21 protein-coding genes are annotated in these 24423 nt (G+C 72.9%); 13 read left to right on the top strand and 8 right to left on the bottom strand.

What is annotated here, in order from left to right; genetic code table 11:
• Window positions 1-129 precede the first annotated feature (129 nt).
• The gene (locus ABZV78_RS06750) at window positions 130-1356 is read left to right on the top strand and encodes an MFS transporter (protein WP_355635982.1); all 1227 of its coding nucleotides are present in this window, start codon (window positions 130-132) and stop codon (window positions 1354-1356) included.
• A gap of 13 nt (window positions 1357-1369) precedes the next feature.
• Here the strand turns inward: ABZV78_RS06750 and ABZV78_RS06745 are convergent, their stop codons facing one another.
• From ABZV78_RS06745 to ABZV78_RS06735, 3 genes are read right to left on the bottom strand one after another with little or no spacing between them, the layout of a single operon-like run.
• Complete coding sequence (locus ABZV78_RS06745) at window positions 1370-1603, bottom strand: hypothetical protein (RefSeq protein ID WP_355635980.1); 234 nt, start codon at window positions 1601-1603, stop codon at window positions 1370-1372.
• 21 nt (window positions 1604-1624) lie between these two features.
• Complete coding sequence (locus tag ABZV78_RS06740; protein ID WP_355635978.1) at window positions 1625-2467, bottom strand: ABC transporter permease; 843 nt, start codon at window positions 2465-2467, stop codon at window positions 1625-1627.
• Window positions 2464-3384, bottom strand: coding sequence for an ABC transporter ATP-binding protein (locus ABZV78_RS06735; RefSeq protein WP_355635976.1), 921 nt, complete (start codon window positions 3382-3384; stop codon window positions 2464-2466). Before ABZV78_RS06735 ends, ABZV78_RS06740 begins: the two co-directional genes overlap by 4 nt.
• A gap of 548 nt (window positions 3385-3932) precedes the next feature.
• Between ABZV78_RS06735 and ABZV78_RS06730 the strand changes: the two genes are divergently transcribed.
• The 10 genes from ABZV78_RS06730 (at window position 3933) to ABZV78_RS06685 (ending at window position 16418) form a co-directional block, all read left to right on the top strand.
• Window positions 3933-6008 carry a TOMM precursor leader peptide-binding protein gene (locus ABZV78_RS06730; protein WP_355635974.1) on the top strand — a complete coding sequence of 692 codons (2076 nt, stop codon included), beginning with the start codon at window positions 3933-3935 and terminating at the stop codon, window positions 6006-6008.
• A gap of 53 nt (window positions 6009-6061) precedes the next feature.
• Complete coding sequence (locus tag ABZV78_RS06725; protein WP_046564715.1) at window positions 6062-6244, top strand: hypothetical protein; 183 nt, start codon at window positions 6062-6064, stop codon at window positions 6242-6244.
• A 182-nt stretch (window positions 6245-6426) separates the two neighbouring features.
• On the top strand, window positions 6427-6645 hold the full coding sequence (locus tag ABZV78_RS06720; protein ID WP_225853738.1) for a thiazolylpeptide-type bacteriocin: 219 nt from the start codon (window positions 6427-6429) through the stop codon (window positions 6643-6645).
• A gap of 76 nt (window positions 6646-6721) precedes the next feature.
• Window positions 6722-6907 carry a thiazolylpeptide-type bacteriocin gene (locus ABZV78_RS06715; RefSeq protein WP_046564718.1) on the top strand — a complete coding sequence of 62 codons (186 nt, stop codon included), beginning with the start codon at window positions 6722-6724 and terminating at the stop codon, window positions 6905-6907.
• A 103-nt stretch (window positions 6908-7010) separates the two neighbouring features.
• Entirely contained in the window at window positions 7011-8960 is a 1950-nt protein-coding gene (locus ABZV78_RS06710) for a TOMM precursor leader peptide-binding protein (RefSeq protein WP_355635971.1), read from the top strand.
• Window positions 8961-8970: 10 nt separating this feature from the next.
• The gene (locus tag ABZV78_RS06705; protein WP_355635969.1) at window positions 8971-10572 is read left to right on the top strand and encodes a SagB family peptide dehydrogenase; all 1602 of its coding nucleotides are present in this window, start codon (window positions 8971-8973) and stop codon (window positions 10570-10572) included.
• A gap of 27 nt (window positions 10573-10599) precedes the next feature.
• On the top strand, window positions 10600-13380 hold the full coding sequence (locus ABZV78_RS06700) for a lantibiotic dehydratase (RefSeq protein ID WP_355635967.1): 2781 nt from the start codon (window positions 10600-10602) through the stop codon (window positions 13378-13380).
• The gene (locus ABZV78_RS06695) at window positions 13377-14426 is read left to right on the top strand and encodes a thiopeptide-type bacteriocin biosynthesis protein (RefSeq protein ID WP_355635965.1); all 1050 of its coding nucleotides are present in this window, start codon (window positions 13377-13379) and stop codon (window positions 14424-14426) included. Before ABZV78_RS06700 ends, ABZV78_RS06695 begins: the two co-directional genes overlap by 4 nt.
• Entirely contained in the window at window positions 14423-15649 is a 1227-nt protein-coding gene (locus tag ABZV78_RS06690; protein WP_355635963.1) for a M50 family metallopeptidase, read from the top strand. The genes ABZV78_RS06695 and ABZV78_RS06690 overlap by 4 nt, the downstream gene beginning before the upstream one ends.
• Before the next feature lie 22 nt (window positions 15650-15671).
• Window positions 15672-16418, top strand: coding sequence for a class I SAM-dependent methyltransferase (locus tag ABZV78_RS06685; RefSeq protein WP_355635961.1), 747 nt, complete (start codon window positions 15672-15674; stop codon window positions 16416-16418).
• A gap of 29 nt (window positions 16419-16447) precedes the next feature.
• On the opposite strand, the gene ABZV78_RS06680 is transcribed toward ABZV78_RS06685, so the two are convergent.
• From ABZV78_RS06680 to ABZV78_RS06670, 3 genes are all read right to left on the bottom strand, one after another.
• On the bottom strand, window positions 16448-17116 hold the full coding sequence (locus ABZV78_RS06680) for a DUF6875 domain-containing protein (RefSeq protein WP_355635959.1): 669 nt from the start codon (window positions 17114-17116) through the stop codon (window positions 16448-16450).
• Between the two features lie 135 nt (window positions 17117-17251).
• On the bottom strand, window positions 17252-18625 hold the full coding sequence (locus ABZV78_RS06675; RefSeq protein WP_355635957.1) for an MFS transporter: 1374 nt from the start codon (window positions 18623-18625) through the stop codon (window positions 17252-17254).
• A complete protein-coding gene (locus ABZV78_RS06670) occupies window positions 18622-18969 on the bottom strand; it encodes a nuclear transport factor 2 family protein (protein WP_355635955.1) in 348 nt (115 codons plus the stop codon). Before ABZV78_RS06670 ends, ABZV78_RS06675 begins: the two co-directional genes overlap by 4 nt.
• A 77-nt stretch (window positions 18970-19046) precedes the next feature.
• On the opposite strand from ABZV78_RS06670, the gene ABZV78_RS06665 reads away from it, so the two are divergent.
• Complete coding sequence (locus ABZV78_RS06665; protein ID WP_355635953.1) at window positions 19047-21662, top strand: LuxR C-terminal-related transcriptional regulator; 2616 nt, start codon at window positions 19047-19049, stop codon at window positions 21660-21662.
• A gap of 261 nt (window positions 21663-21923) precedes the next feature.
• On the opposite strand, the gene ABZV78_RS06660 is transcribed toward ABZV78_RS06665, so the two are convergent.
• Both ABZV78_RS06660 and ABZV78_RS06655 read right to left on the bottom strand, forming a co-directional pair.
• Window positions 21924-22565 carry a GyrI-like domain-containing protein gene (locus tag ABZV78_RS06660; protein ID WP_355635951.1) on the bottom strand — a complete coding sequence of 214 codons (642 nt, stop codon included), beginning with the start codon at window positions 22563-22565 and terminating at the stop codon, window positions 21924-21926.
• A complete protein-coding gene (locus ABZV78_RS06655) occupies window positions 22549-23091 on the bottom strand; it encodes a PadR family transcriptional regulator (RefSeq protein WP_355635949.1) in 543 nt (180 codons plus the stop codon). Before ABZV78_RS06655 ends, ABZV78_RS06660 begins: the two co-directional genes overlap by 17 nt.
• Window positions 23092-23508: 417 nt before the next feature.
• On the opposite strand from ABZV78_RS06655, the gene ABZV78_RS06650 reads away from it, so the two are divergent.
• On the top strand, window positions 23509-24024 hold the full coding sequence (locus ABZV78_RS06650) for a SigE family RNA polymerase sigma factor (protein ID WP_355635948.1): 516 nt from the start codon (window positions 23509-23511) through the stop codon (window positions 24022-24024).
• Window positions 24025-24423: the final 399 nt, after the last annotated feature.

Genomic DNA, 24423 nt, shown 5'->3' with positions numbered 1-24423 from the left:
GCATGCCCTGCTCCGCCGCGCGATTGCCCGAGGCGTACCTGGGTAAACGCTCCGCTCCGCCGCGGCGCCTCGTGCGTGGCCTGCGCTGATCCACGCCCGACCCGCCTGCCGGTGGGCCAGACTGCATGGATGAGAGGCGCGGCGCCGACGATCAGGTGGACGCCGTGGCGGTTCGTGACCGCGTTCGGTGTCGTCAGCCTGCTGTCGGACGTGGTGTACGAGGGCGCCCGGTCGGTCATCGGCCCCTACCTGGCCACCCTCGGCGCATCCGCGGCCCTCGTCGGCCTGGTCACCGGCGTCGGGGAGGCGCTCGCCCTGGCCGGACGGCTGGGCACCGGACCCCTCGCCGACCGGACCCGGGCCTACTGGCCGCTGGTCCTGACCGGCTACGTCCTGACCGTGGTCGCGGTGCCCGCTCTCGGGCTGACCAGCGTGCTGTGGCTGGCCGCGGTGCTGTTTGTCGCGGAACGTGCCGGTAAGGCGATCCGGGGTCCGGCGCGGGATGTCATGCTCTCCCACGCCGCCTCGGCAGTGGGCCGGGGCAAGGGCTTCGCCGTCCACGAGGCGCTCGACCAGGCCGGGGCGGTTGCCGGGCCGTTGCTGGTCGCCGCCGTTCTGGCCGCCACCGCCTACCAGTACCGGCCCGCGTTCCTCGCCCTGGCCGTGCCGGGTGTGGCGGTGCTGCTCCTGCTGCTGTGGCTGCGCGCCGGCGTGCCCGATCCGCGTCGCTTCGAACCGGGCCCGCAACCCGGCGCGAGGCCCGCCCCGCCGGACGCCCGGCTGCCCCGCGTGTTCTGGACCTATCTGGCCTTCACGGTGCTGACCACGGCCGGCTACGCCACCTTCGGCGTGCTCAGCTTCCACCTCGCCACCCGGCACGTCGTTCCGGTGGCGGTGGTCCCGGTCGTGTACGCCGCCGCGATGGGCGTCGACGCGCTCGCCGCACTGGCCTCCGGGTGGTTGTACGACCGGGCCGGGTTCCGGGTACTGGCCGCCGTACCCGTGCTGACCGCCCTGATCCCGCTGGCCGCCTTCACCACCACCGCGGCGCCCGCGGTGGCCGGGGTCCTGGCCTGGGGCGCCGTGCTCGGCATCCAGGAATCCACCATGCGTGCGGCCATCGCCGACATCGTCCCCGCCGCCCGGCGGGGCACCGCCTACGGAATCTTCGCCGCCGGGTTGGGCGCGGCGACCCTGGTCGGTGGGCTGATCACCGGCGCCCTCTACGACTACTCGATCACCGCCTTGATCGTCATCGTGGCCGGCATCCAGGCCGTCGCCCTGGCCTTGTTCGTCGCCACCGTTCGCCCGGCCACCCGGCCGGGTCACCCTTCAGTGCGGGGAGCTGCTGGATGACCGGCCGCAGCTGTCAGCGTTCGGGGTGGCGGCGGACGAAGTCCTGGTAGGTCTCGTTGGCGAGCTCGATCTCGCGGACCTGCGCGGCCAGCTCGGCGCGCCGGATGTCCGCGCTCGCCCGGGCGCGGGTCAGCCGCAGCTCGTGCCGCCGGTCGCGGGCGCGTGACCAGCCCCGGACGGCGGCCCAGGCGATCCACCCCCCGGTCGCGGCCAGCCCGGTCACGGCGAAGGCGAGCAGGAATTCCATCTCGGCGTCTCCTCCGCTCCGTCAGCCGACGTCCCGCCGCGCGGCCAGCCAGCTGCCCGCGCCGAACATGACCAGAACGTAGCCCAGCAGGACCAGGATCGGCAGCAGCGCGCTCGAGGACTCCAGTACCCCGGGCGTGCCCCCGTCGAACTGGGACCGTGCTCCCAGCGCGCCGGCCAGGGCGCCCGAGCTCGGTGCCAGTAGCACCTTCTGCACGACCGTCAGCGGGTTCAGCGCGAGGGCGAGCGCGCTGACCGCGTTCTCCAGGACCAGCGTCCAGATCAGACCGACCGCGATGGCCGTGGTGGCGCTGCGGAACGCGATCGCGAGGAACCACCCGACGCCGGCGTGCGCGGTGCAGATCAGCCAGGCCCCCGCTGCCGCCGCGACGAGCCGGCCGGGCGACGGCCAGTCGGCGGCCCGTCCCTCGACGGCGGCAAGCATCCCGGTGGTCAGCGCCAGCAGACCGAAGGTGAGGACCGCGATCAGCAGGGTCAGGCCGCACAGGACGACCGCCTGCCCGGCCATCACCTGCGCCCGCCGGGGCCGCTGGGTGAAGACGAGGTTCCAGGTGCCCCAGCGGTATTCGTTGCCGACCACGAGCGCGCCGAGGATCACCAGGATGGCGCCCCCGAAGAGCGGGAACAGCCCGATCCCGGTGGGCACGAGCTGGCCGGGCAGGACGGCTTCCAGCAGGGACTCGGCGGACTTGGCCTCCTTCGGCTCGCCGGCGAGCGCCAGGTGCACGAGGTAGGGCACCCCGATGCCGAAGGTGAGCGCGAGAACGAGCCAGGTCGCCGTCACCGTCCACACCGCCGGTCGCTTCCGGTCGGCGAACCAGGCCGCCCGCACCGCTGCCATCATCGGAGGCCTCCCGTCGTGGTCGCCGGCTCCTGCCGTTCGCGCCGCGCGGGCGCGGTCAGATCCAGGAACGCCTCCTCCAGCGAGTGCCGCACCGGGCGTAGCTCCCGCACGTCGATCCCGGACTCGACCAACCGGCGGTTCAGCGCCGCGGCCAGGGCCGGGTCGGTGGTGACCCGCAGCCGCCCGTCGACCGGCTCGACCGACCGGACCCCGTCGTGCCCGCGCAGGCATTCCGCCGCCTGGTCCAGCGGCTCGGCGTCGATCAGCAGCACCGCCTGGCCGAGCGACCCGCGCAGCTCGTCCGGCGTGCCGTCGGCGACCAGCCGGCCGCGATCGATGACCACGATGCGGTCGCAGATCTGCTCCACCTCGCCGAGGACGTGACTGGACAGCAGCACGGTGCGTCCCTGCCGGCCGAGCGTGCGGAGCAGTTCGCGGACGTCGGTCACCCCCGCCGGGTCGAGGCCATTGGTGGGTTCGTCGAGGATCAGCAGGCTCGGCTCCTTGAGCAGGGCGGCGGCCACGCCGAGCCGCTGCTTCATGCCCAGCGAGTACGTCCGGAACGCCGAGGCCGCCCGTTCGGTGAGGCCGACCTCGGCCAGCGCCCGCTCGGCGGCGGCGTCGGGTGCGCCCGCGTACCGGGCAGCCAGCCGGAGGTTGTCCCGTCCGGACAGGTGCGGGTAGAAGGCGGGTGACTCGATGAGGGCGCCCACCCGGGCCAGCTGCTCCGGAGTGCCGGGTGGTCGGCCCAGCACCCGGATCCGGCCGCTGGTGGGCCGGACCAGGCCGACGAGCATGCGCATGGTGGTGGTCTTCCCGGCGCCGTTGGGTCCCAGGAACCCGAGGACCTCGCCCTCACGCACCCGCAGGTCAAGCCCGTCGACCGCGGTGACGCCGCCGGGATAGCGCTTGGTCACCTTATCGACTTCAATGGCAAAACGGTCATTCCTCAACGTGACGCCGCAATCGTGCGATGCCGAGCGAAGAGCTGGCGGACCGAATTTTCCGTTGCGTTCATCTGCCGTCCCTCGAATTCCCGACCGCAACCCAGGGTAATTGCCCACCGTCAATTAACTGTCGGTTCCGCACGGCGGGGTCGGTGGCGACTAGCCTGATCGTGCGGTCGCCCCCGGTGTGACCCGCCGCCGTCGCCGGCCAGTGTGGCCGTCATGAAAGGCGCTCTGACCTGCGACAGTGTGGACGGTGCCGACAGACTAGCCGAGGTGGATCGACTCCGGAAGGCCGGCGGCACCCGGGTGCGCCGCGTTTTTGTCTTAGCCGCAGCTCAATGCCCTTCAATTCGCTTGCGCCTCCGCCCGGCGCGAAACATTTTGTTGACTTAAAACTTGATCTTGGGCAGCATGAAGTCACTTCAAGACGCCGAAGACGTTGTCATGGGGGGCTTATGAGCCAGTCGTCGGACGGTGGAACAAGCCTTGAGATGCGGCCCAAACTGCGACATGACGTGGTGTTCCTGGACGCTCCGGCCGGCGCGTATCTGCGGGGGCCCGACAGCGCCTTCCTGATCAAGGGCAGGTCGGCGTTCCGCTGGCTGACATCGCTCAGCCCCTACCTGACCGGGGAGCACACGCTCGCCCAGCTCACCGCCGCCCTCGACCCGGGCCAGCGGCAGACCGTGCTCACCCTGGTCCGGGCCCTGCTCGACCGCGGCTTCGCCAAGGACGCGGGGGACCGCAGCGCGCTGCCCGAGCCGCTGGCCCGCCGGTTCGCCGCCCAGATCGAGTTCGTCGACCACTTCGCGGACGACCCCACCGGCCGGTTCCAGCGCCTCCACGCCGCCCGGGTGGCGCTCTGCGGCGGGGGAGAGGCGCTGCTCGCCGCGGCCAGCGGCCTGCTCCGCAACGGCTGCGTCCGCCTCGACCTCCACCCCGACGACGATCCCGAGCGGTACGCCGAGGCGCTGCGCCCCGAGGTGGCGGACCTGCGCGCCGACGGCCTGCCGGCGGAGGTGCGGTGCCGCGACGGGGCGCCGGACCTGCGCGCGGTGGACGCCGTGATCTGCTGCACCGGTCCCGAAGGGCTGGCCCGCCTGGCCGCCCTCGCCCGCGACTGCCACCGGGACGGGCCGCTGCTCGTGCCGGTGCGCTGGGACGACGAACGCGCGGTGGTCGGCCCGACCGTCCGCGCCGGACAGACGCCGTGCTGGCACTGCGCCCAGCTCCGGCTGGCGGCCGGCGCCGACCCGGCCACCGCTGCCGAGTTCTGGCGTCAACTCGCCGTCGGCGGCGACGTCGCCGCGGCCCTGCCCGACGTGACCGCCCGGATGCTCGGCAACGCCGCCGCCTTCGAACTGTTCCGAGCGCTGACCGGCGCGTTCGCCCCGGACACCGGCGGCGGGGTGCTGCTGCTCGACACGGCCACCCTGGAGTCCACCCGGGAACGGGTGCTGCCGCACCCGGCGTGCCCGGTCTGCCGGGACGTCGAGGTGGCCGAGCCCGCGCCGCCGGCGGAATCCGACGAGGAGACCTACCAGCGGGCCGAGGCCCTCGTCACGCCGAACGCCGGGGTGTTCACCAGGTTCGTCGACGACCCGCTGGAGCAGGCGCCGTTGAAGACGGCCCGGCTGCGGCTGCCCGGCCGGCGCGGCCCGCGCGAGGTGACGGCCTTCGACGTGCACACCGTGATGGGCGCCCGGCTCGCGGCGTACCGCGTGGCGGTCCGTGACCACGCCGCCCGGTACGCGGACCCGGCCGCGGCGGTGACCGCGTCGGCGGCCGAGCTACGGGACCGGGGCGAGGAGCCGGTCCCCTGGTCGGAGCTGGCCCCCACCGAGGCCCCGCCGGCCGACGACCGGCGGCGCACCCGCTGGCTGACGGCCACCGTGCTGGGGCGGACCGGGTCCGTCCGGGTGCCGGCCGCGCTGGCGTTGCCGACCTCCGCGTTCAACGCCGAGGGCTGGGCCGAGCCGACGGTGGCCGGTGCCGCCGCCGGTGGCTCCCTCGACGAAGTCGTCGACCGGGGGTTGGCCGACGCGCTGGCCTACCGGGCGCTGATCGACGCGCTGCGCGGGCGGGCCGAGGTGCGTCCGGTGAGCGAGGAGGACCTGGTCGGCGACGACGACACCGCCTTCGTGGTCAAGGCCGCACACCGGTTCGGTCGCCGGCTGTCGGTCTACACCCTGGCCGGGGCCGCGCCCGCGCACGCCGTGCTCGCAGTCGCCGAACCGCCCGGCGGCGGTGACCGGGACTGGGCGCTCGCCGGCGGGTACGACCCGGCCGCCACCCTGCTGGCGGCCGTCCGCGACGCGGTCGGGCGGGTCCAGGTGCGGCACTTCGAGGGCACCGTCGCCGACCTCGGCGACCCGGTGCTGCGCGACTTCGATCCGGCGGCGCTCACCGTCGGCGCCGCCCCGGCCGCGCCGGCGGCCGCGCCGACCGACCGGGCGGCCGTGCTGGCCGCGTTGGCGCAGCGGGGGATGAGCGCCCTGCTGGTCGAGACGACGACCCGGGACGTCCGGGCCACCGGGGCCTTCCGCAGCGGCGTCGTCCTGCTGCGTCGGCACGCCCCGACGGCCGACTGAACCACCACGTCAGTGGTTTCGGCGAGGCACGCACCGCGAGAGGAGGTGACAACATGCCGATCACCCTGAACGACGAGCTCCGCGAGCTGGAGACCGAGACCTTCGAGATCGAGGAGGTCGAGGACGGCGGCGAGGCGCTCGCCGCCACCAGCTCCAGCTGCTCCTGCTCCAGTTGCTGCAGCTGCAGCACGTCGAGCTGCTGCAGCACCAGCACCAGCACCTCCAGCTGCGGCTGACCGGCCCAACGGGGTTGCCCCCGACGCTGACGACTTCCGGTCCCCGGTGCGACGCCGCATGAATGACGCACCATCCGCCGCCGGCCGACGCCGGCGAGCAGCCCCTGCGTGCCTCCGCAACCACCGTGGTGGTGCGGGCGGACCACCGACGACCGGCTCGAACTCGGCTCAAGGAGAGGCCTGTGCCGACACAACCCCCGACATCCGGCGTACTGCCCGACTCGGTCCGCAGCGAACTGCGCGACCTGCAGACCGAGACGTTCGAGATCGAGGACATCGCTGATCTGTCCGCCGAGCTCATGGACATCTGCAGCAGCAGCACGAGCACGTCGAGCTGCTCCAGCTGCAGCACGTCCAGTTGTTGCAGCTGCACCTCGTCGAGTTGCAGCAGCACCAGCTGAGCGACGGCGCCCCCGGTCGCTCCGGACGACCGCCCGGCGCCGCGCGCCCTGACCGCCAGAGGGGAGGTGGAAGGAAATGCCGGAACTGACTGAGGAACTGCGCGCGCTGGAGACGGAGACGTTCGAGATCGAGGACGTCGACGCCATCGACGCGATGGTCATGGACTGGTCGAGCTCCAGCTGTTCCTGCTCCAGCTGCTGCAGTTGCAGCACGTCGAGCTGTTGCAGCAGCAGCACCAGCACCGGATGCGGCGGCGGGTGATCCGCACCCGCCGCCCTGCCGTCCCCGCCGGCGAGCCACGCCGGCGGGGCACCGGTAACCCGCACCCGCACCGCAGCCCCGCGACCGCAGACAGGTGAACCGCATGATCGTCGATGTCCGGACCACCTCCACCGGGTGGGACAGCAGCCTCAAACAGCTCGGCGAGGCGTTGCACGAGCGATTCCAGGATCGCGCGCGGCAGCCGGCCGGCTCCGACGCGCCGCTCGACGGCGTCACCGTCCGCATCGCCGCCCTCGGCCTCACCGACGCGTACGCCGACGGCGGGGACGGGATGACCGGCACGGTGATGCCGATCTGGTTGCACGGCGCGACCGCGCTGGTCGGGCCACGGTGGACGGGCACCGAGCCGGGCCCCTGCCCGCTCTGCGTCCAGCGCCGGTGGCAGGCCATCCGGGTCCGCGATGAGCGGCACGCCCTGGAGCACCAGGCCCGGGTCGGCACGGTGGCCGCGCTGCCCCATCTCACGCCGTTCGCGGTCGACGCGCTGTGGCAGCTCCTGCTGGACGGGTGCCGGTCGCCCGCCGAGCGGCCGGGTGTCGGACGGCTGTGGCAGCTGCGGATGGACACCCTGGAGACCACGGTCGTGCAGGTGCTGGCCGACTCCGAGTGCCCGGCCTGCGCCACCGCCCCTGCGGACACCGCCGAGGCCGCGGTCATCCCGCTCACCAGCCGGCCCAAGCCGGACCCGTCCGCGTACCGGCTGCGGTCGGCCGGGGAGCTGGACCTGCCGGTCGCGGCGCTGGCGAACCCGGTGGCCGGCGCGCTCGGCGGCGGCGCGCTGCGGGCGTACAACGCCACCGCCACCGCACCGGTGACCGGCTACTTCCGCATCCGCAGCCGCTACGACCTGCACGAGATGTGGTGGAGCGGGCACGCCAACAGCTACGGCAGCAGCGAGACCTATGCCCTGCTGGAAGGGCTGGAACGGTACGCCGGCCAGTTCCCCCGGGCACGGCGGACCAGCGTCTTCGACAGCTACGCCAACCTGGCCCCGGACGCCCTGGACCCCGCCGGGCTGGGCTACCACCCGGCGTTCTACCAGGGACACGGCCTCTACTACGAGCCGTACGCGCCGGAGCGGCCGATGCCCTGGGTCTGGGGTTGGTCGCTGCGGGACCGGGTGCCGCGGCTGGTGCCCGAGCAGCTCGTCTACTACCTGGACCGGCGCACCGACCACCGCAAGTTCGTCCAGGAGTGCTCCAACGGCTGCGCCAGCGGCAGCTGCCCGGAGGAGGCGCTGCTGCACGGCATGCTCGAGCTGGTGGAGCGGGACGCGTTCCTGCTGGCCTGGTACGGCTCGGCCCGGCTCGCCGAGATCGACCCGGCGACCTGCCGCGACGAGCGGGTGCACTTCATGCTCGACCGGGTCGACCTGCTCGGCTACGACATCCGGCTGTTCGACACCCGGGCGGACCTGCCCGTGCCGGTGGTCACCGCCGTCGCGGTGAAGCGCGGCGACGGGCTCGGTCAGCTCTGCTTCGCCGCCGGCGCCAGCCTCGACCCCGACGACGCGATCCGCGCGGCGGTCTGCGAGACCGCCTCCTACGTACCCGGCTTCGACGACCGCGTCGCTGCCAGCGAGCCGGAGCTGCGCGAGATGATCCGGGACTACACGAAGGTCACCGAGCTGAGCCACCACGCCCTGCTGTACGGGCTGCCGGAGATGACCCACCACGCCGGCTTCCTCTTCGACGACCCGCCGCTGCGCTCGGTGACCGAGCTGTACGGGGACTGGCTGTCGGCCCGGCCGGCCCACGACGACCTGCGCGCCGACATGGAGTACCTGTGCGGGCTCATCGCCGGGCTCGGCGGGGACGTCGTCGCGGTCGACCAGACCTGCCCGGAGCAGGAGGTCGCCGGCGTGCACACGATGGCGGTGGTGGCGCCCGCCCTGGTTCCCATCGACTTCGGCTGGCAGCGCCAGCGGGTGATCTGGAGCGACCGGCTGGAGCGCTACCTGGCCCGCGGCACGCACGGACCCGACCGGCTCGGCGCCACCGGCCGCAACCCCCACCCGCACCCCTTCCCGTAGGAGCACCGGTATGCAGCAGGAGGCCCTCCAGGTCGTCCGGGAGTACGCCGAGGCGGTGTTCCGCCGGGCGCGGGTCCCGATGGAGCCGCTCAACTACGAGGTGGACTGGGTCGACCAGCCCTCCCGGCACACCAGCTACCCGGCCGCGCCCCGGGTGCCGCTGCCGGTGGACATCCCCACCCTGCCCACCCTGCGTGACCTGTTCACCGGGGAGCGCCTGCCGCCGCGCGGGGGCTGGTCACTGCCCGCCCTGGCGACGCTGCTGCGCCTGTCGTACGGGGTGCTCGACCGGCGGCTCACCGTGAACTGGAACCAGGACCTGGCCAAGCGGGCGCACTTCGAGCACGCCGTCTGGGGACGCGGCACCGCCTCCGGCGGCGGCATGTACCCGGTGGAGCTCTATCTGGTGGCCGGCGGGTCCGCGCCGCTGCTGCCGGGCGTCTACCACTACGGCACCGGCCAGCACGTGCTGGAACGGCTGCTGCTCGGCGACGTGAGCGAGACGGTCCGCGCCGCCGTCGGCGACCAGGCGGGCGCCGCGGACAGCTTCCTGGTGGCGAGCATCCGGTTCTGGAAGAACTCCTTCAAGTACAACAGCTTCTGCTACCACGTTGTCACCCAGGACCTCGGCGCCCTGCTCGGCTCCTGGGACCTGCTCGCGCGCGCCCTCGGCGTACCGCTGCCCCGACTGCTCGGGTTCGACCCGGCGCCGGTGGACCGGCTGCTCGGCTTCGACGGCGACCGGGAGAGCGCCTTCGCGGTCGTGCCCCTGAGCTGGGCGGGCGCCGAGCCGGCCGAACCGGTCGGGCAGAGCCCGGACCTCCGGGTCCGGTACCCGGCCTTCGAACGGTCCCGCCGACTGCGGGAGTTCCCCGCGGTGACCGCGGTGCACCGGGCGGCGGCCGCCCCGGCCGTCCCCGCTGCGGAGGCCCTGGCCGAGGCCGCGCCCCGCGAGCTGACCGGCGAACCGGTGGCCCTGCCCCCGCCGCTGCTGGAGCGCCTGGACCGTCCCCTGTCGACGGTGCTGGCGACCCGGTCCAGCAGCTTCGGCCGGTTCCGCCGGCCGCCCGAGCTGACCGCCGCCGAACTGGGCACCACCCTCGCCTTCGCCGCCGCGGGGCGGCACCACCCGGCCGACGCCGGGCTGCCCGCGGACGCGCCGGCCCTCACCCGCCTGTGGGTGTTCGCGAACCACGTCGACGGCCTCACCGCCGGCACCTACGGCTACTGCCCCCGGCGGCACGCGCTGCTGCCCGCCGCGGCCGAGCCCGACGGAGGCATGTCCGCGTTCCTGCAACAGCAGTACTTCCTCACCAACTACACCATGGGGCAGGTCGGCGCGGTGCTGGCCATCTCCGGCCGGCTGGACGCGGTGCTCGACGCCGTCGGGCCGCGCGGCTACCGCCTCCTCAACGCCGAGATCGGCGCCGTCGCCCAGCGAGGATACTGCGCCGCCACCGCCCAGCGGGTGGGCTGCGGCGCGGTGCTGGGCTTCGACAATGTCGCCATGGACGACGCCCTCGGCCTCACCGGCACCGACGAACGGACCGTGCTGTTCCTGCTGCTCGGGCGGCACCCGGACGGCACCGCCGATGTCGTCCACCGGCTCTGACCACACACGTCGACGAAGGAGAGACCCGTGACGGTGTCCCTGCCCGCACCAGCGGGCTCCGAGGTGTCCTGGCGGATGCCGGAGGTGTTCATGCTGCGCACCGCCGGCCTGCCGCTGGAGGTCGCCGACCGGCTCGCCTTCGACCGCAGCGCCGCCTGGGCCCGCCGCACCCTCGACCTGGAGGACCGGCTCCGGGCGACCGGGCCCCGGCTGGCCGACGCCCTCCAGGAGGCGGTGGCCCGCAACCTCGCCGACGACCGGCTGCGGCGGCGGCTGATCCGGCTCCGCCGCGACGTGTGGAACCTGCGCCGGCCCGACCCCGCCGACCCGGCGGCCTGGCCGGCGGCCGAACTGGGCGCCGGGACGCACCGGATGCTGGCCGACTGGCTGGACACCTTCGCGGCGTACCACCGGGAGCTGGCCGAGGGCGCGGCGGTGCTGACCGCGGAGCTGGCGCAGCGCCGGGCCGTGCTGCGCGAGCTGGCCGACGACCCGGACCTGCGCGGCGGCATCCTGCTCGCCTCACCGTCGCTGGACCAGTACCTGCCCACCTACCTGGCCGCGCCCGGCCGGCTCGGCAAGCGGGCCCGTCGGGTGGAACGGTCGTTGCTGGAGTACGCGCTGCGCACCGCCTGCAAGACCAGCCCGTTCAGCCGGCTCACCACCGTCAACGTCGGCACCTTCGCCCCGAGCGCCGGCCCGCTGCTCGACGTCGAGCCGGTGACCGACCGGACCGGCGACGGGAAGCGGGGCGCCGCCCGGCTCAACCTGGCCGCGCTGGGCCGGCTGTCGGCCATCGTCCTCGCCGACGAGACGCTGCGCGCGGACCTGCCGGTCGCCCTCACCACCGGCTGGCGCATCGAGCGCGGCCGGCTGCGCTACCTGCGCCGCCGCCGGACCAGCTCCGAGGACGGCGAGGCCGCGATCACCCTGGAGTCGATCCACGAGTCGCTGTTCGTGCTGCCCACCGGCCGGGTGTTGCACGACATCCTGGCCGCGCTCGACGGCGGCCGGGTCCGACGGCTGGCCGACCTGGTCGGCGAGCTCGCCACCGCGGACCGGCCCGCCGCGGAGATCGCCCAGTACCTGCACCACCTGCTGCGGGTGGGCCTGCTGGTGGTGCCGAACCTGCACCTGGACATCCACGCCGACGACCCGGTCGAGGGCTACCGGCGGGCGCTGGGGGAGATCGGCCGCGACTGGGCCGACCGGCTCGCCGAGCGGGTGGCGATCGCCAACCACCTCGCCACCGGCTACCCCGGGCACGACGTGGCGGGCCGCCGCCGGGTGCTCGCCGACATCCGGCGGGAACTCGTCGCCGCCCACGAGGACCTCGGCCGCGCCGACGTCCCGGCCCCGCGGACCCTGCTCTACGAGGACGCGACGCTGCGCACCGGAAAGCCGGTCACCGCCGACCGGATCCGCTGGGAGCGGGACGTCCTGCCCGGCCTGCGGGCGCTGGCCCGGATCATGCCGGTGTTCGACATCAACCTGCCGCGCCGGCTGGCCACCAAGGGCTTCTTCCGGGCCCGCTACGGCGCCGGCGGGCGCTGCGACGACCTGCTGACCTTCGCCCACGAGTTCCAGCAGGACTTCTTCGAGCACTACAGCGGGCGGATGATGCGCCGCCGGGCGTTCGACGCCGACAACACCTACGTGCGGCAGGAGAACTGGTTCCGGCAGGAGGAGATCACCGCGCTGGACGACGCCCGCATCGAGGTGGCCCGGCGGATGAACGAGGCGTACGACCGGTTGCCGGCCGGAGCCGAGGAACTGCGCCTGGACGACGACTTCATGACCGAGGTGGCCGCCATGGTGCCCGAGACGCTCGGCACGCTCGACCCGCGGTCGTTCTTCCTCCAGCTCGCCGACCAGGGCGACCGGCACCGGGTGGTGGTCAACCGGATCTACTCCGGCATGACGCTGCTGTTCTCCCGCTTCGCCCACCTCTTCGCCGACCACGACCTCGCCGGGACGCTGCGCGCCGAACTCGCGCGGCTGCAGCCGCCGGGCGCGGTGCTCGCCGAGTTGAAGGGCGGGTACGACGCCACCAACCTCAACCTGCACCCGGCGGTCACCCCGTACGAGCTGGTCTGCCCGGGGGAGGTCAGCTTCCGGCCGGCCGCAGAGCAGATCCACATGGACGACCTCAGCGTCGAACACGACCCGGTGAGCGACCGGCTGCTGCTGCGCTCGCGCCGGCTCGACGCCGAGGTGATCCCGGTGTACCTGGGGTTCCTGCTGCCGATGGCGCTGCCCGAGGTGCAGCAGGTGCTGCTCACCTTCGCGTATCTGGGCATGGCTCAGCCCGACCTGTGGGCCGGCACCACCGTGCCGCTGCCCGGGCACGGCATCGCCGGATACCCGCGCGTCGTGCACGGCGACCTGGTGCTGCAACGGCGGATGTGGAAGCTGCACCCGGACCACCTGCCGCCGCCGCGCACCCCGGAGCAGAGCGACGCCGACTGGTTCCTGCGCTGGCAGCGGTGGCGGCGCGACAACGGCCTGCCCCGCCGGGTCTTCGCCACCCCCGAGGGCAGCCGGCTCACCCCGGCCACCGACGACGGCCAGCCCGGCGCCCAGCCGGGTGGCCGGCCCGACCACAAGCCGCTCTACGTCGACTTCGACAGCCACTTCTGCCTGCAACTGCTGGAGGCGACCGGGCGGGGGGCGGGCAGCCGTCTGGTGCTCACCGAGATGCTGCCCGACCGCGACGAGCAGGTGCTCCGCGGCCCCGGCGGCACCCACGTCACCGAACTGACCGTGGAACTCAACGGCGTCCGCGCCGGAAAGGTGGATGACCGATGACGCACTTCCCGTCCCCGGTGGCCCACGACTGGCTCAGCGTCCACGTCTTCTACGCCAGCAACGCCAACCCGATGCTGGTCGAGGGGGTCCGGCCGCTGGTGGACGAGCTGCGGGCCGAGGGGCTGATCAGCCGGTACTTCTTCATCAAGTACTGGATGGAGGGGCCGCACGTGCGGCTGCGGGTGCTGCCCGCGCCGGGCGTCGACCCGGCGCTCGTCCGGGAGCGGGTGGACGAGGCGATCGAGGCGTTCCTGCGCCGCCGCCCGGCGCTCTACGAGGTGGACAGCGAGGGCCTGGGTGACCTGTACAAGCAGATGTTCCTCGCCGAGTACGGCCAACAGCGCTGGGACGAGGAGTACGGCCCCGACGGGGTGATGCCGATGCGGGCCAACAACAGCTGGCACCACATCCCCTACGAGCGGGAGTACGGCCGCTACGGCGGACCGGCCGGGATGGAACTGGCGGAGTGGCACTTCGAGCACTCCAGCGACGTGGTGCTGGACCTGCTGGCCACCACCAACGTGCACGTCCGGCCGGTGCTGCTCGGACTCTCCGCCCAGCTCACCATGATGACGTGCGCGGTCTTCCTCGCCGACGACCGGCGGATCGCCGAGTTCCTCGACGAGTACCGCCGGTTCTGGGAGGTCTCCTACTCCGAGCCGAGCGACGACTACCACGCCAGCTTCGACAGCAGCTACCGGCGGATGGACGCCGCATTGCGCGACCGGCTGGCCCAGATCCGCGCCGGCGCCCGGGAGCGCGCCGACGTCCGGCCCGGCGGCGTCGAGGGCCGCTGGTCGGCGCACTGCCGGGAGCTGCGCGACCGGGTCGTCGCGGCGACCGAACGGGGCGACCTGGTGTTCCAGCGCGGCGGCGCCGAGCCCACCGAGGTCCGCGACCTGGACGCCGCGCTGCCCATCCTGCTCAGCTCCTACGTGCACATGACCAACAACCGGCTCGGCGTGAGCATCCTCGACGAGATCTACCTGTCGTACGTGCTGCGGACCGCGCTGCTCGACGACCTCGCCCCGGCCGGCCCGCGATGACCACGACGGACGCGACCTGGACCCGGCCCCGGCTGCGGGCCGGGGTCGTGCTCGGCCCCGGCCAGTGGCGCGGCGAGAAGCTGGTCCACCACGTCAAGGACCCGGAGACCGGCTGGTTCTACCGCATCGGGCCGCGCGAGCACTTCCTGCTGTCCCGCATGGACGGCACCCGGACGCTGGACGACCTGGCCACCGAGTACGCGGCCACCTTCCGGAAACGGCTCGGGACGCAGAACTGGCAACAGCTCTTCGGCATGCTGCACCAGCGGCAACTGCTCGACGGCGCGACCGACCCGGCGGCCCTCGCCCGGCTGACCGCGACCGCCGCCGAGGGCGCGGCCCGCAGCCGGCGGGGCCCGCTGTCGGCCCGGTGGCCGCTGTACGACCCGGACCGGTTCTTCGACCGGCTGCTGCCGCGGCTGGCCCCGCTGTTCAGTTGGTGGTTCGTGCTGCCGGCGCTGCTGGTGGTGCTGGCGCTCGCCGGGTACGTGGCACTGCACGTGCCGGCGCTGCTCGACGTGGTCGCCCGGGGCGACCGGCCGCTCGCCGCGATACTGGCGTCGGTGGTGATCACCTGGCTGATCGTCTTCCTGCACGAGTGCGCGCACGGCCTGACCTGCCGGCACTTCGGCGGGCGGGGCACCGAGATCGGCGTGATGTGGCGATTCCCGATGCTGGCCCCGTACTGCAAGGTCGACGACATCGTGCTGTTCAGCCCGCGCCGGCGGGTGGCCACCGCGTTCGCCGGGGTGTTCGTCAGCATGCTGGCCCTGGTGCCGTTCGCCGCGCTCTGGATCTGGGCCGCGCCCGGGACGCTGCACGACCTGGCCGGCACGATGCTGCTGTTCGGCACCGCGACCGCCGCGCTCAACCTGGTGCCCTTCCTCCGGCTCGACGGCTACTACATGCTCAGCCACGCGTTGAACCTCGCCGACCTGCGGACCGACAGCTACCGCTTCTACGGCCGGTTGCTCCGCCGGGGGCCTACGGCGGTACGCGGCTACCGGCCCCGGGACCGGGCCGCCTACGCCCTCTACGGGCTGGCCTCGCTGGCGTTCGCGGCCACGCTGCTCACACTGCTCGTGCATTACTGGTACGTCACGCTGGCCCGCTGGGTCGGCGGCGGCTTGGCCGTCGCGATCCTGGTCGCGGAGGCGCTGGTGCTGCTGGCCCTGGCGGGATGGCTCGCCCGCCGGCGGGCCGCCGGGGGAGGGGCGGCCTGACAGCTCTGGCAGGCTGCTCACCATGCCGGAGCGTCTGCTCGATGACGAGACCCTGGAATCGTCCGCGGTGGTGGCCAACTCGGCGATGAACCGGGAACGCCAGCTCGCCGGCGTGAACAGCTACACGCGGGAGCTGGGCTTCAACCCACTCGAGTGGATCATGGCTCGGACCGCACAATCCCTGCAGACGACAATCGGCTGGCTGGATCTGTGCTGCGGGACCGGCCGCTGCCTCCTGCAGGCCGCGGACGCACTCGCCCGTGACGGACTCGATCATCTCGTCACGATCGTCGGCGTGGACCTCGTCGACTTCTTCGACCGCACGCCCGTCCCGGGCACGGCCCTGCAGCTGAGCTGTGCCTCCGTCACGTCCTGGTCGCCGCCGCGCCGGTTCGACCTCATCACCTGCGTCCACGGACTGCACTACGTCGGCGACAAGCTCGCGGTGCTCACCCGCGTGGCCGGCTGGCTCACCGACGACGGACGGTTCAGCGCCGATCTCGACCTGGACAGCATCCGCCTCGCCGACGGGCGACCCGCCGGCCGGAAACTGGCGACCGCGCTACGCGAGGCCGGCTTCACCGTCGACACCCGCCGTCACCGAATCGGGCGAAACGGGCCCGGCATCGTGTCGCTGCCCTACACGTACCTCGGCGCCGACGACCGCGCCGGAGCCAACTACACCGGCCAGCCGGCGGTCACTTCCTACTACGGCGAATCACCGGTCCCTCGTCGTCGGCAGGACGTTGGAGCGGACAGCAGCGAGTAGAAGCTCGGGGTTTCCGCAGGCCGTCCGCGTCACGGTTCGAGCTGCTGCCAGTTGGTGCGGCGTAGTTCCTCGGCCAGCGCGGGCACCGCGGACTCGGGAAAACGGCGTGCCCACCTGCCGAGCCAGTCTTCGTCGCTCAGGTAGAGCTTCCAGTCGGTGATGTCGGCGTGCCGCAGCAGCACGAACGGCACGGGCGATCTGAACGGCTGGAAGGCCGAGTTGTGAACCGACGACAACTCGTTCCGTTCGTGGAATTCCCCGATCACCACGCCGTCTTGGGTGTAGGAGGGCTTCAACAGCTGTGCCACCTGAGCGTCGCCAAGAATGTCGTTGGCACGATCCGCCGACACGTCCGTGAAAACGACGACAATCGCCTTGAACGCGATCGCCTCACCTTGCACGGGGTCAGCGCGCAGGAGCCTTCCCTTGTAGTCGTTCACGAGCTGGACGACATCCGCCACGCCGCGATCGGCGACCCGCTCCGGAGCCAGCCACAGCGTGTTGCGCTCCATCGCCCTGCCCACGAAGGGGCATACCGGCCCGCCACGGCCGAGGTCATTGTTGGGCATGGCAACGAAGGTCTTGATCCAATCTGCCACGGCGCGCAGCGCATTGAGATCGCTGTCCGCGAGACCTCTCGTCCTGCTGGAGTCCTCGAGATCCTGGACGGCGAGAAGGCTACGGGTCTGTGCTGGCATGGGATCAAATTACCGGCCGACCTGGCGGTGTGCGGCCGGATCCAGGAATGGACGATGACGGGGGCGGGCAGCCCGGTGTGAGCGTCGGTGGTCCACCGGCCGCCGCCCTGGGGGACGGCGGCCGGTGCGGCGGCGTCATCTTCTCGGCAGCAGTTGGATGATCGCGGCCAGTGCCAGTTCCAGCACGATGAGCGCGACCAGCCCGTCCCGGAACCCGCCGGTCAGATCCGCGGCCTGGTAGAAGACGATGCCGATCAGGGCCACCCCGACCGCGTTGCCGGTCTGGTTCACCGCGGCGAGCACCCCGGAGGCGGCGCCGGTGTGCTGGGGGTTGATCCGGGCGAGCACGGTGGCGGTGAGCGGGGCGAGCGCGATGCCCATGCCGATGCCGTCCACGGCCAGCCCCGGCACGAGCCACCCGGTGCCGTGTCCGGCCGCCTGCCACATGCCGTACAGGCCCACTGCCATCACCAACGCGCCGACGCTGACCACCTGACGACCGAGCCGGGCCGCGATCCGGTGAGCGTAGGTCGAGGTGGCCAGATAGCCGGCGCCGATCGCCATGAAGACGACGCCCGACTCCAGCGCCGACAGGCCCCGCTCGACCTGCAGGTAGAGCGCCAGGATGAGGAAGAACGACGCCTGTCCCATCCAGAACACCTGGGTCGCCACGAGCCCGACGGAGAACGCGCGCTCCCGGAACAGCGTGAGGTCCACCAAGGGCTGCCCGCTCCGCCGCTGGGTCGCCACGAAGAGCGCGAACAGCAGCACCGACGCGGCCAGGCTCAGCCACGTCCACATCGGCCAGCCCTGCTCGCGTCCCTCCACCAGTGGTAGCACCAGCGCCACCAGCGCCGCGCTGACCAGGACCACGCCGACCAGGTCGAGCCGGGCCTCCGGGCGGCGGGACTCCGGCACCCGGCGGAGCAGGGCCAGCGCGGCCACCCCGATCGGCAGGTTGATGAGGAAGCACAGCCGCCAGTCCAGGCCGAACAGGTCCGCCCGGATCAGGAGGCCGCCGATCAACTGGCCGAAGACGGCACCCAGACCCAGCGTCAGGCCGTACCGGGCGAACGCCTTCGGCTGCTCGGCCGGCGCGACGCTGGTGCGCACGATGGCCAGCACCTGCGGCATGAGCAGCGACGCCGCCAGCCCCTGCAGCACCCGGGCGCCGATCAGGACGCCCACGGTGGGCGCCAGCCCGCACAGCACCGAGGCCGCGGTGAACAGCGCCACGCCGAGGCCGAAGATCCGTCGGCGGCCGTACCGGTCGCCCAGCCGGCCGCCGGTGATCAGGCCGGCGGCCACCGCGAGGACGTAGCCGGCGACCACCCACTCCAGCGCGGCCGGGCCGGCGTGCAGGTTGCGTTGCATCACCGGCAGGGCCACGTTGACGATGAATGCGTCGATGGCGGTCATGAACGTCGAGGTCAGCAGCACCGGCAGAAACGCGCCGGGCCGCGCGGCCGGTGCGGTGACCCGCACCGGCCGCGCGCTCAGGACGGTCATGCCGGCACCCGGTCCAGGAAGCCGTGCACGGTGGCGATCCGGCCGTCGGTGACGACCGCGACGTCGAAGCCGGCGACAATCGGCTCGCCGCCGCGCGGGCCCAGGTGCCAGGTGAACCGCGCGAGATCGTGGTGCGCGTCGACCGGGCCGGCGAGGCTGAACTCCAGGCCGGCGAACTGCTGCTGCACGCCGGCGATCAGCGCGTCGATCTGGTCGCGCCCGGCGACGGCGGCCAGCGGGTCGGTGTACCTCCCGTCGGCGGTCCAGACCTCGTCGATGAGGGCCCGGCGGGCGGCGGGGTCGGTGGTGTTCCAGGCGGCGAGGTACTTCTCGATCAGTTCCATGGCCACGACGCTATGAGGGATCGGGCGCCCGGGAATCGGTAGCGCTTAGGTACCGCGTACCTGTGTAGGGTTCGGGAATGTTGCACGGCCGGGCCGCAGAGCAGGACCGGATCGCGGCCCTGGTGGCACGGGCCCGGGTCGGGGAGAGCGCCGCGTTGGTGCTGCGGGGCGGGCCGGGCATCGGCAAGACCGCGCTGCTGGACTGGGCCGCCGAGCTGACCTCGCCGGCCGGCCGGCCGCTGCGCGTGCTGCGCGCCAGCGCCGCCGAGTTCGAGGCCGAGCTACCGTTCGCCGGGCTGAGTCAGCTCGTGCGGCCGGCGCTCGACCGCCTCGACCGGCTGCCCGCACCGCAGCGGCAGGTGCTCGCCGCGGCGTTCGGGCTCGGCGGCGGCGCCCCGGCCGACCGGCTGCTGGTGGGGCTCGCGGTGCTGTCGCTCCTGGCGGACCTGGCCGAGGACGGTCCGCTGCTCTGCCTCGTCGACGACGCGCACTGGCTGGACGGTGTCTCCGCCGAGGCGCTGCTGTTCGCGGCGCGCCGGCTGCACGCCGAGGGCGTCGTGATGATCTTCGCGGCCCGGGACGGGAGCTTTCCCGCCCCCGGCCTGCCCGAGATCACCGTCGGGGCGCTCGCGCCGGCCGACGCCGTCCGGCTGCTCGACCCGCGGCTCGCTCCCGAGGTGCGGATGCGGGTGCTCGGCGAGGCGCAGGGCAACCCGCTCGCGCTGATCGAGCTGCCCCGCGTCGTCCGGGCCGATGACGCCGGTGGCCCGCTGCCGCTCACCGACCGGCTGCAGGCCGCGTTCCACGGCCAGGTCGACCGGCTGCCCGCCGGTGCCCGGACGCTGCTGCTCGTCGCCGCCGTCGAGGACAGCGGTTACCTGGACGTGCTGCTGCGCGCCGCCGCCCCCCTCGGCGGTGGCCCGGCGGACCTGCGGCCGGCGGAGGAGGCCCGGCTGGTCGAGGTCGCCGGCCGGCGGCTGCGGTTCCGCCACCCGCTGGTCCGCGCCGCGGTGCACGCCGCCGCGACGTACCCGGAGCGGCTCGCGGTGCACCGCGCGCTCGCGGAGGTGCTCACCACGCTGGACACCGCCGACCGGCGGGCCTGGCACCTCGCCGCGGCCACCACCGGACCGGACGAGCAGGTGGCCGCCACCCTGGAACGCACCGCCGAGCAGGCTCGCGGGCGCAGCGGCTACGGCGCGGCGCTGGCCGCGTTCGAGCGCGCCGCCGAACTGAGCGGCGACGAGACCGCCAAGGCGCGCCGGCTGCTGCTGGCCGCGGAGAGCGGCCTGCAGTCCGGGCACCTGGACAACGCGGTCCGACTCGCCGAGCGGGCGGCCGGCCTGGTGAACGAGCCGGCCTTCCACGCCCGCGTCGCCTGGGTCGAAGGGCATGCCTGGTTCTGGCAGGGCGGCCACCAGACCGCGTACGACCTGATGAGCCAGGGCGCGCAGCTCGACCCGGGACAGCGGGACGCGTTGCTGGTGGCGGCGTTCCACCCGGCCTGGTACCTCGGCGAGCCGTACCTGAGCGCCTGCCTCGACCAGCTCGCGACCCTCGACCATCCGGTGGCCCGCTACCAGGTCGCCGCCGTCCGGGGCCGACCGCTGCCGTTGGCCGCGGTGGCCGCCCAGGTGAGCGCCGAACCCCGCGACCGCGTGCAGCTCTGCGGGCTCGGCTTCGTCGCCGGGCAGGACGCCGACACGTACGAGCTGGCGGCCGGCCTGGCCGCCCGCTGCCGCGCGGAGGGCGTCCTCGGGCTGCTGCCCACGCTGCTGTTCTTCCTCGCCGAGGCGGAGTTCTTCCACGGCCGGCACCGTGACGCCGAGGTCAGTCTCGACGAGGCGGTCCGGGTCGCCCGCGACGGTGGCCAGCCGCTCTGGGTCAGCCAGCTGCTCGCCGTGCAGGCGATGCTGGCCGCGGTGGCCGGCGACGAGGCGCGCTGCCGGGAGCTGGTGGCCTCGGCGCTGGACGGTGCCGGGGCGGGCGCCGAGGCGGGCGGTCGGGCGTGGACGTTGTGGGCGCAGGGACTGCTCGACCTCGGCCAGGGCCGGGCCGAGTCCGCCGTGGCCCGGCTCGCCGCCCTGCAGGAGAACCCGTACGCCCACCAGGTGTGCGCGTACCGGAGCGTGCCCGACCTGGTCGAGTCGGCCGTCCGGGCCGGCGTGCCCGAGCAGGCCCAGGAGGCGTCCACGCGCTTCTCGGCCTGGGCGCAGCGGGTGGACCAGCCCTGGGCGACGTCCCTGGCGTACCGGTGCCGGGCGCTGCTCTCCGGCGACGAGCAGGATTACCTGCTCGCCCTGAAGGTCGACGGTCGCCCCTTCGAGCAGGCCCGCACCGAGCTGCTGTACGGCGAGTGGTTGCGCCGCGCCCGGCGCAAGGCCGACGCCCGGGGCCGGCTGCACGGTGCCCTGCAGACGTTCGACCGATTGGGCGCGGCGCCGTGGGCGGCGCGGGCGCGCGGAGAGCTGGAGGCCAACGGCCTGCGCGCCCCGCAACCCGCCGCGTCGGCCGCCGCCGAACTCACCCCGCAGGAGCTGCAGATCGCCCGGCTCGCCGGCGAAGGATTGTCCAACCGGGACATCGCGGCGCAGCTGTTCCTCAGCCCCAAGACGGTTGCGTACCACCTGTACAAGGCGTACCCGAAGCTCGGCGTCACCAGCCGCACCGAGCTGGCCGCCCTGGCGTTGTGACCGGTCCCCCTTCAACGATGCCAGTCCCTGAGAGGCACCCGAGCGCCAAGGCGTGACGGTCGGTCAGGAGGGCGAGCTTGGCCACCGGGGCGCCGATGGGCTCGGACACGGCCCGGAACTGCATCTGCAACCTGGGGAGCAGCCAGGCGTCGCCCGGGCCAGTAGATCCCGGTTGCAGTGCGCGCCTCGGGACGCGCGGATCTGCCGATGAGCGCGCACCCGTCCGTCACCGACTACGGCTCGGGTCTGCGAGCCAGCCGCTCACGCTCGGGTGTCGATGGTGATCGGCTGCCTGAGGATGGTGCGCTGCTTGTCGGGTGCGACCTTGCGGAAGTCGCTGAGGTAGATCTCGTGGTGAGTGCCGGCCATGCGAAGCCTGTGCCCAGGGATGAACTTATGATGCAGTTGCGCGAGCACGCCGGCCTCGTCGTCGAAGGAACCGACGTGCAGCGTCTGCACGCACCGCCCTTCGGACAGCGTCTGGAGGCGGACGTCGTCGAGAAGCGCCGGTCGGTGCTTCGCTCCGGTTTGCTCGACGGCGGTCGTGAACATGGTCTGGTCGATCCAGTCCGGGACCATGAGCATCAGCGTCCAGTCCCACCGTGACTTGTCCCGTACGGCGGTGAAGGAGTCCATGTCCTCGGCCCACCACAGGCCTTCCAGGGGCGGAACGACGTAGTCGCGCCCGAGGTCTCGCTTGCTGGCGAATTTCAGCTTGTACGCCACTGGGTAGAGCGCCTCGATCGCCTCTGTGAAGGCGGGCGAGGTGTTGGGGTCGCCGCGGCCGTCGGTCATGAGGTACTGCATGTCGGGTACGTCGACTATCCGGAACCGGCCTCGTTGTGCTTGGTAAGCGTCAAGGGTCTTCTTGAAGTCGGTCTTGTCGTCAGTTTTGTTCGTCACCGGGCACCTGGACTCGGCTGGCGAGCCACTGCCTTTCTGCCTCCATGAGGCTCAGGGAGTAGGAGAACACCTCGCGCGCCGCGAGCGGGAGGGGGGCTTGTGCCTGCTGCACCGCCTGGACGGCCCGGACCGCGACGATCTGGGCTTCGATCTGCGCCAGTCGTTTGCGCAGCGCCTGCGCGTACTGCTGCGCCGAGAGCAGGGACAGGTTGGCGACGCCGACCAGCAGTGGGTGTGGGACTGGCCGTGCCTCGGCGACGAAGGCCAGCGCGTTACGTGCCGCAACCTCGCGGCCCTCAGTGGTGGCGTGGAAGACGCGGCGGGACTTCGCGGCGGCCGGAGCCTCCGGGACATGGAGCAGGCCGCGCTGCTCCAACTTAGCGAGTAGGTAGTAGATCGAGGAGAACCCGATATCGGTCCACTGCCGTATGCCGCGTTGCTCGATCACCTGCTCCAGGTCGTAACCGTGCTGCGGCCGTTCGATGACCAAGCCCAACACGGTTAGCTCAGCGGGAGTCAACTCCACGTGCATACTCTAGCGCTAGAATAGCGACTTGGTGTCGGTGGTTCCCTCACAGGATGTGACGGCGTGGACCCGCAAGATCCGACGCCCTCAAACTTCCGCCCGACCGTGCGGCATCGACTGCTAGCCACGATCAGGTGTGCGCTCATGCCGCGAGGCGCTCGTTACGCAAGGTAACCTGACCGCCGGTGCCTGCATCCGGACGTGCCGATGAGCGAGCGCTTGTCGCGGTACTCCGATGGAGGTTAAACATCCAGCTCGTAGCACGGGGTTTCTGGCCATGCATGTCCTGAGGGACAACGTCGCCGTTACCGCGGATGCGGTCGTCTTCGGGCGGGCGCCTAGCGGCCGACACGTGGTGACCGGCGGCCCGACCGGGGAACCATCGGCCAGGTCCAGGTCCCTTAATTAGGTATGGGCTTGCTTCGCAGAGCGGAACCCGCCGGCTACGAGGACTTCGTCGCCAGCCGGTACCGCGAGATCGTTCGCTTCGGCGCGCTGCTGACCGGTGACGGCCGGCTGGGTGAGGATCTCGCCCAGGAGGGTCTGATCGCGGCCTATCGGTCGTGGCATCGGTTGGGCGTGCCGGACGGGCGACCGGAGGCGTACGTCCGGCGGGTGATGGTCCGTACCGCGATGCGGGCCAGGCGCCGGCGCTGGCGCGACGAGGTGCCGACCGAGGAGCTGCCGGACGCGTCCCGTCGTGGCTTCGCGGATCAGTCGGATCTCAGCGTGCAGGTGCTCGCCAGCCTGCGCCGGCTGCCCGCCGACCAGCGGGTGGTGCTCGTGTTGCGGTTCTGGGCCGACGCCTCCGAGGCCGAGGTGGCGCAGACCCTCGGCGTTGCGGTGGGAACGGTCAAGAGCCGCACGTCCCGTGCCCTGGCGGTGCTGCGCGCCAGCGGTCTATTCGTCGAATCTTCCAAGGAGACGCCGTGAATCCCACCCACGTCAGAGAACTACTCGAACGCGCAGCCGCCTCCGTGACGCCGACCGAGACCGATCCCACCTCCCGGCTGGTCAGCCTCGGGCGGCGCAGCGTGCAGCGCCGTCGCCGTGCCTGGGGAACTGCCGGCTCCGTCGCCGTCGCGGCCGCGGTCGCGGCCATCGTGGCCCTGCCCCTCCGAATGGCGGCCCCGGACCGGTCCGAGGCCGCCGGGGCGCCCGGGACCACGGTGAGGCTGGGTGGCCTGTCGGTCGTCGTCCCGGAGGGCTGGCGGACGAGCGAGGTCACGACCTTCGACCCCTGCGTCGCCGAGCCGCACACCGTCTACCTCGCCGCGAGGTGGGGTTCCCCCCGGGACACGCAGCCCAGGTCTAGGTGCCCGTCAGAAGGTC

It is taken from the genome of Micromonospora sp. NPDC004540 (genome assembly GCF_040610095.1).
In the GTDB taxonomy this organism is placed as follows: Bacteria; Actinomycetota; Actinomycetes; order Mycobacteriales; family Micromonosporaceae; genus Micromonospora.
Note: the sequence above shows the minus strand (reverse complement) of the source record. Positions and strands in the feature narration are given on the sequence as shown.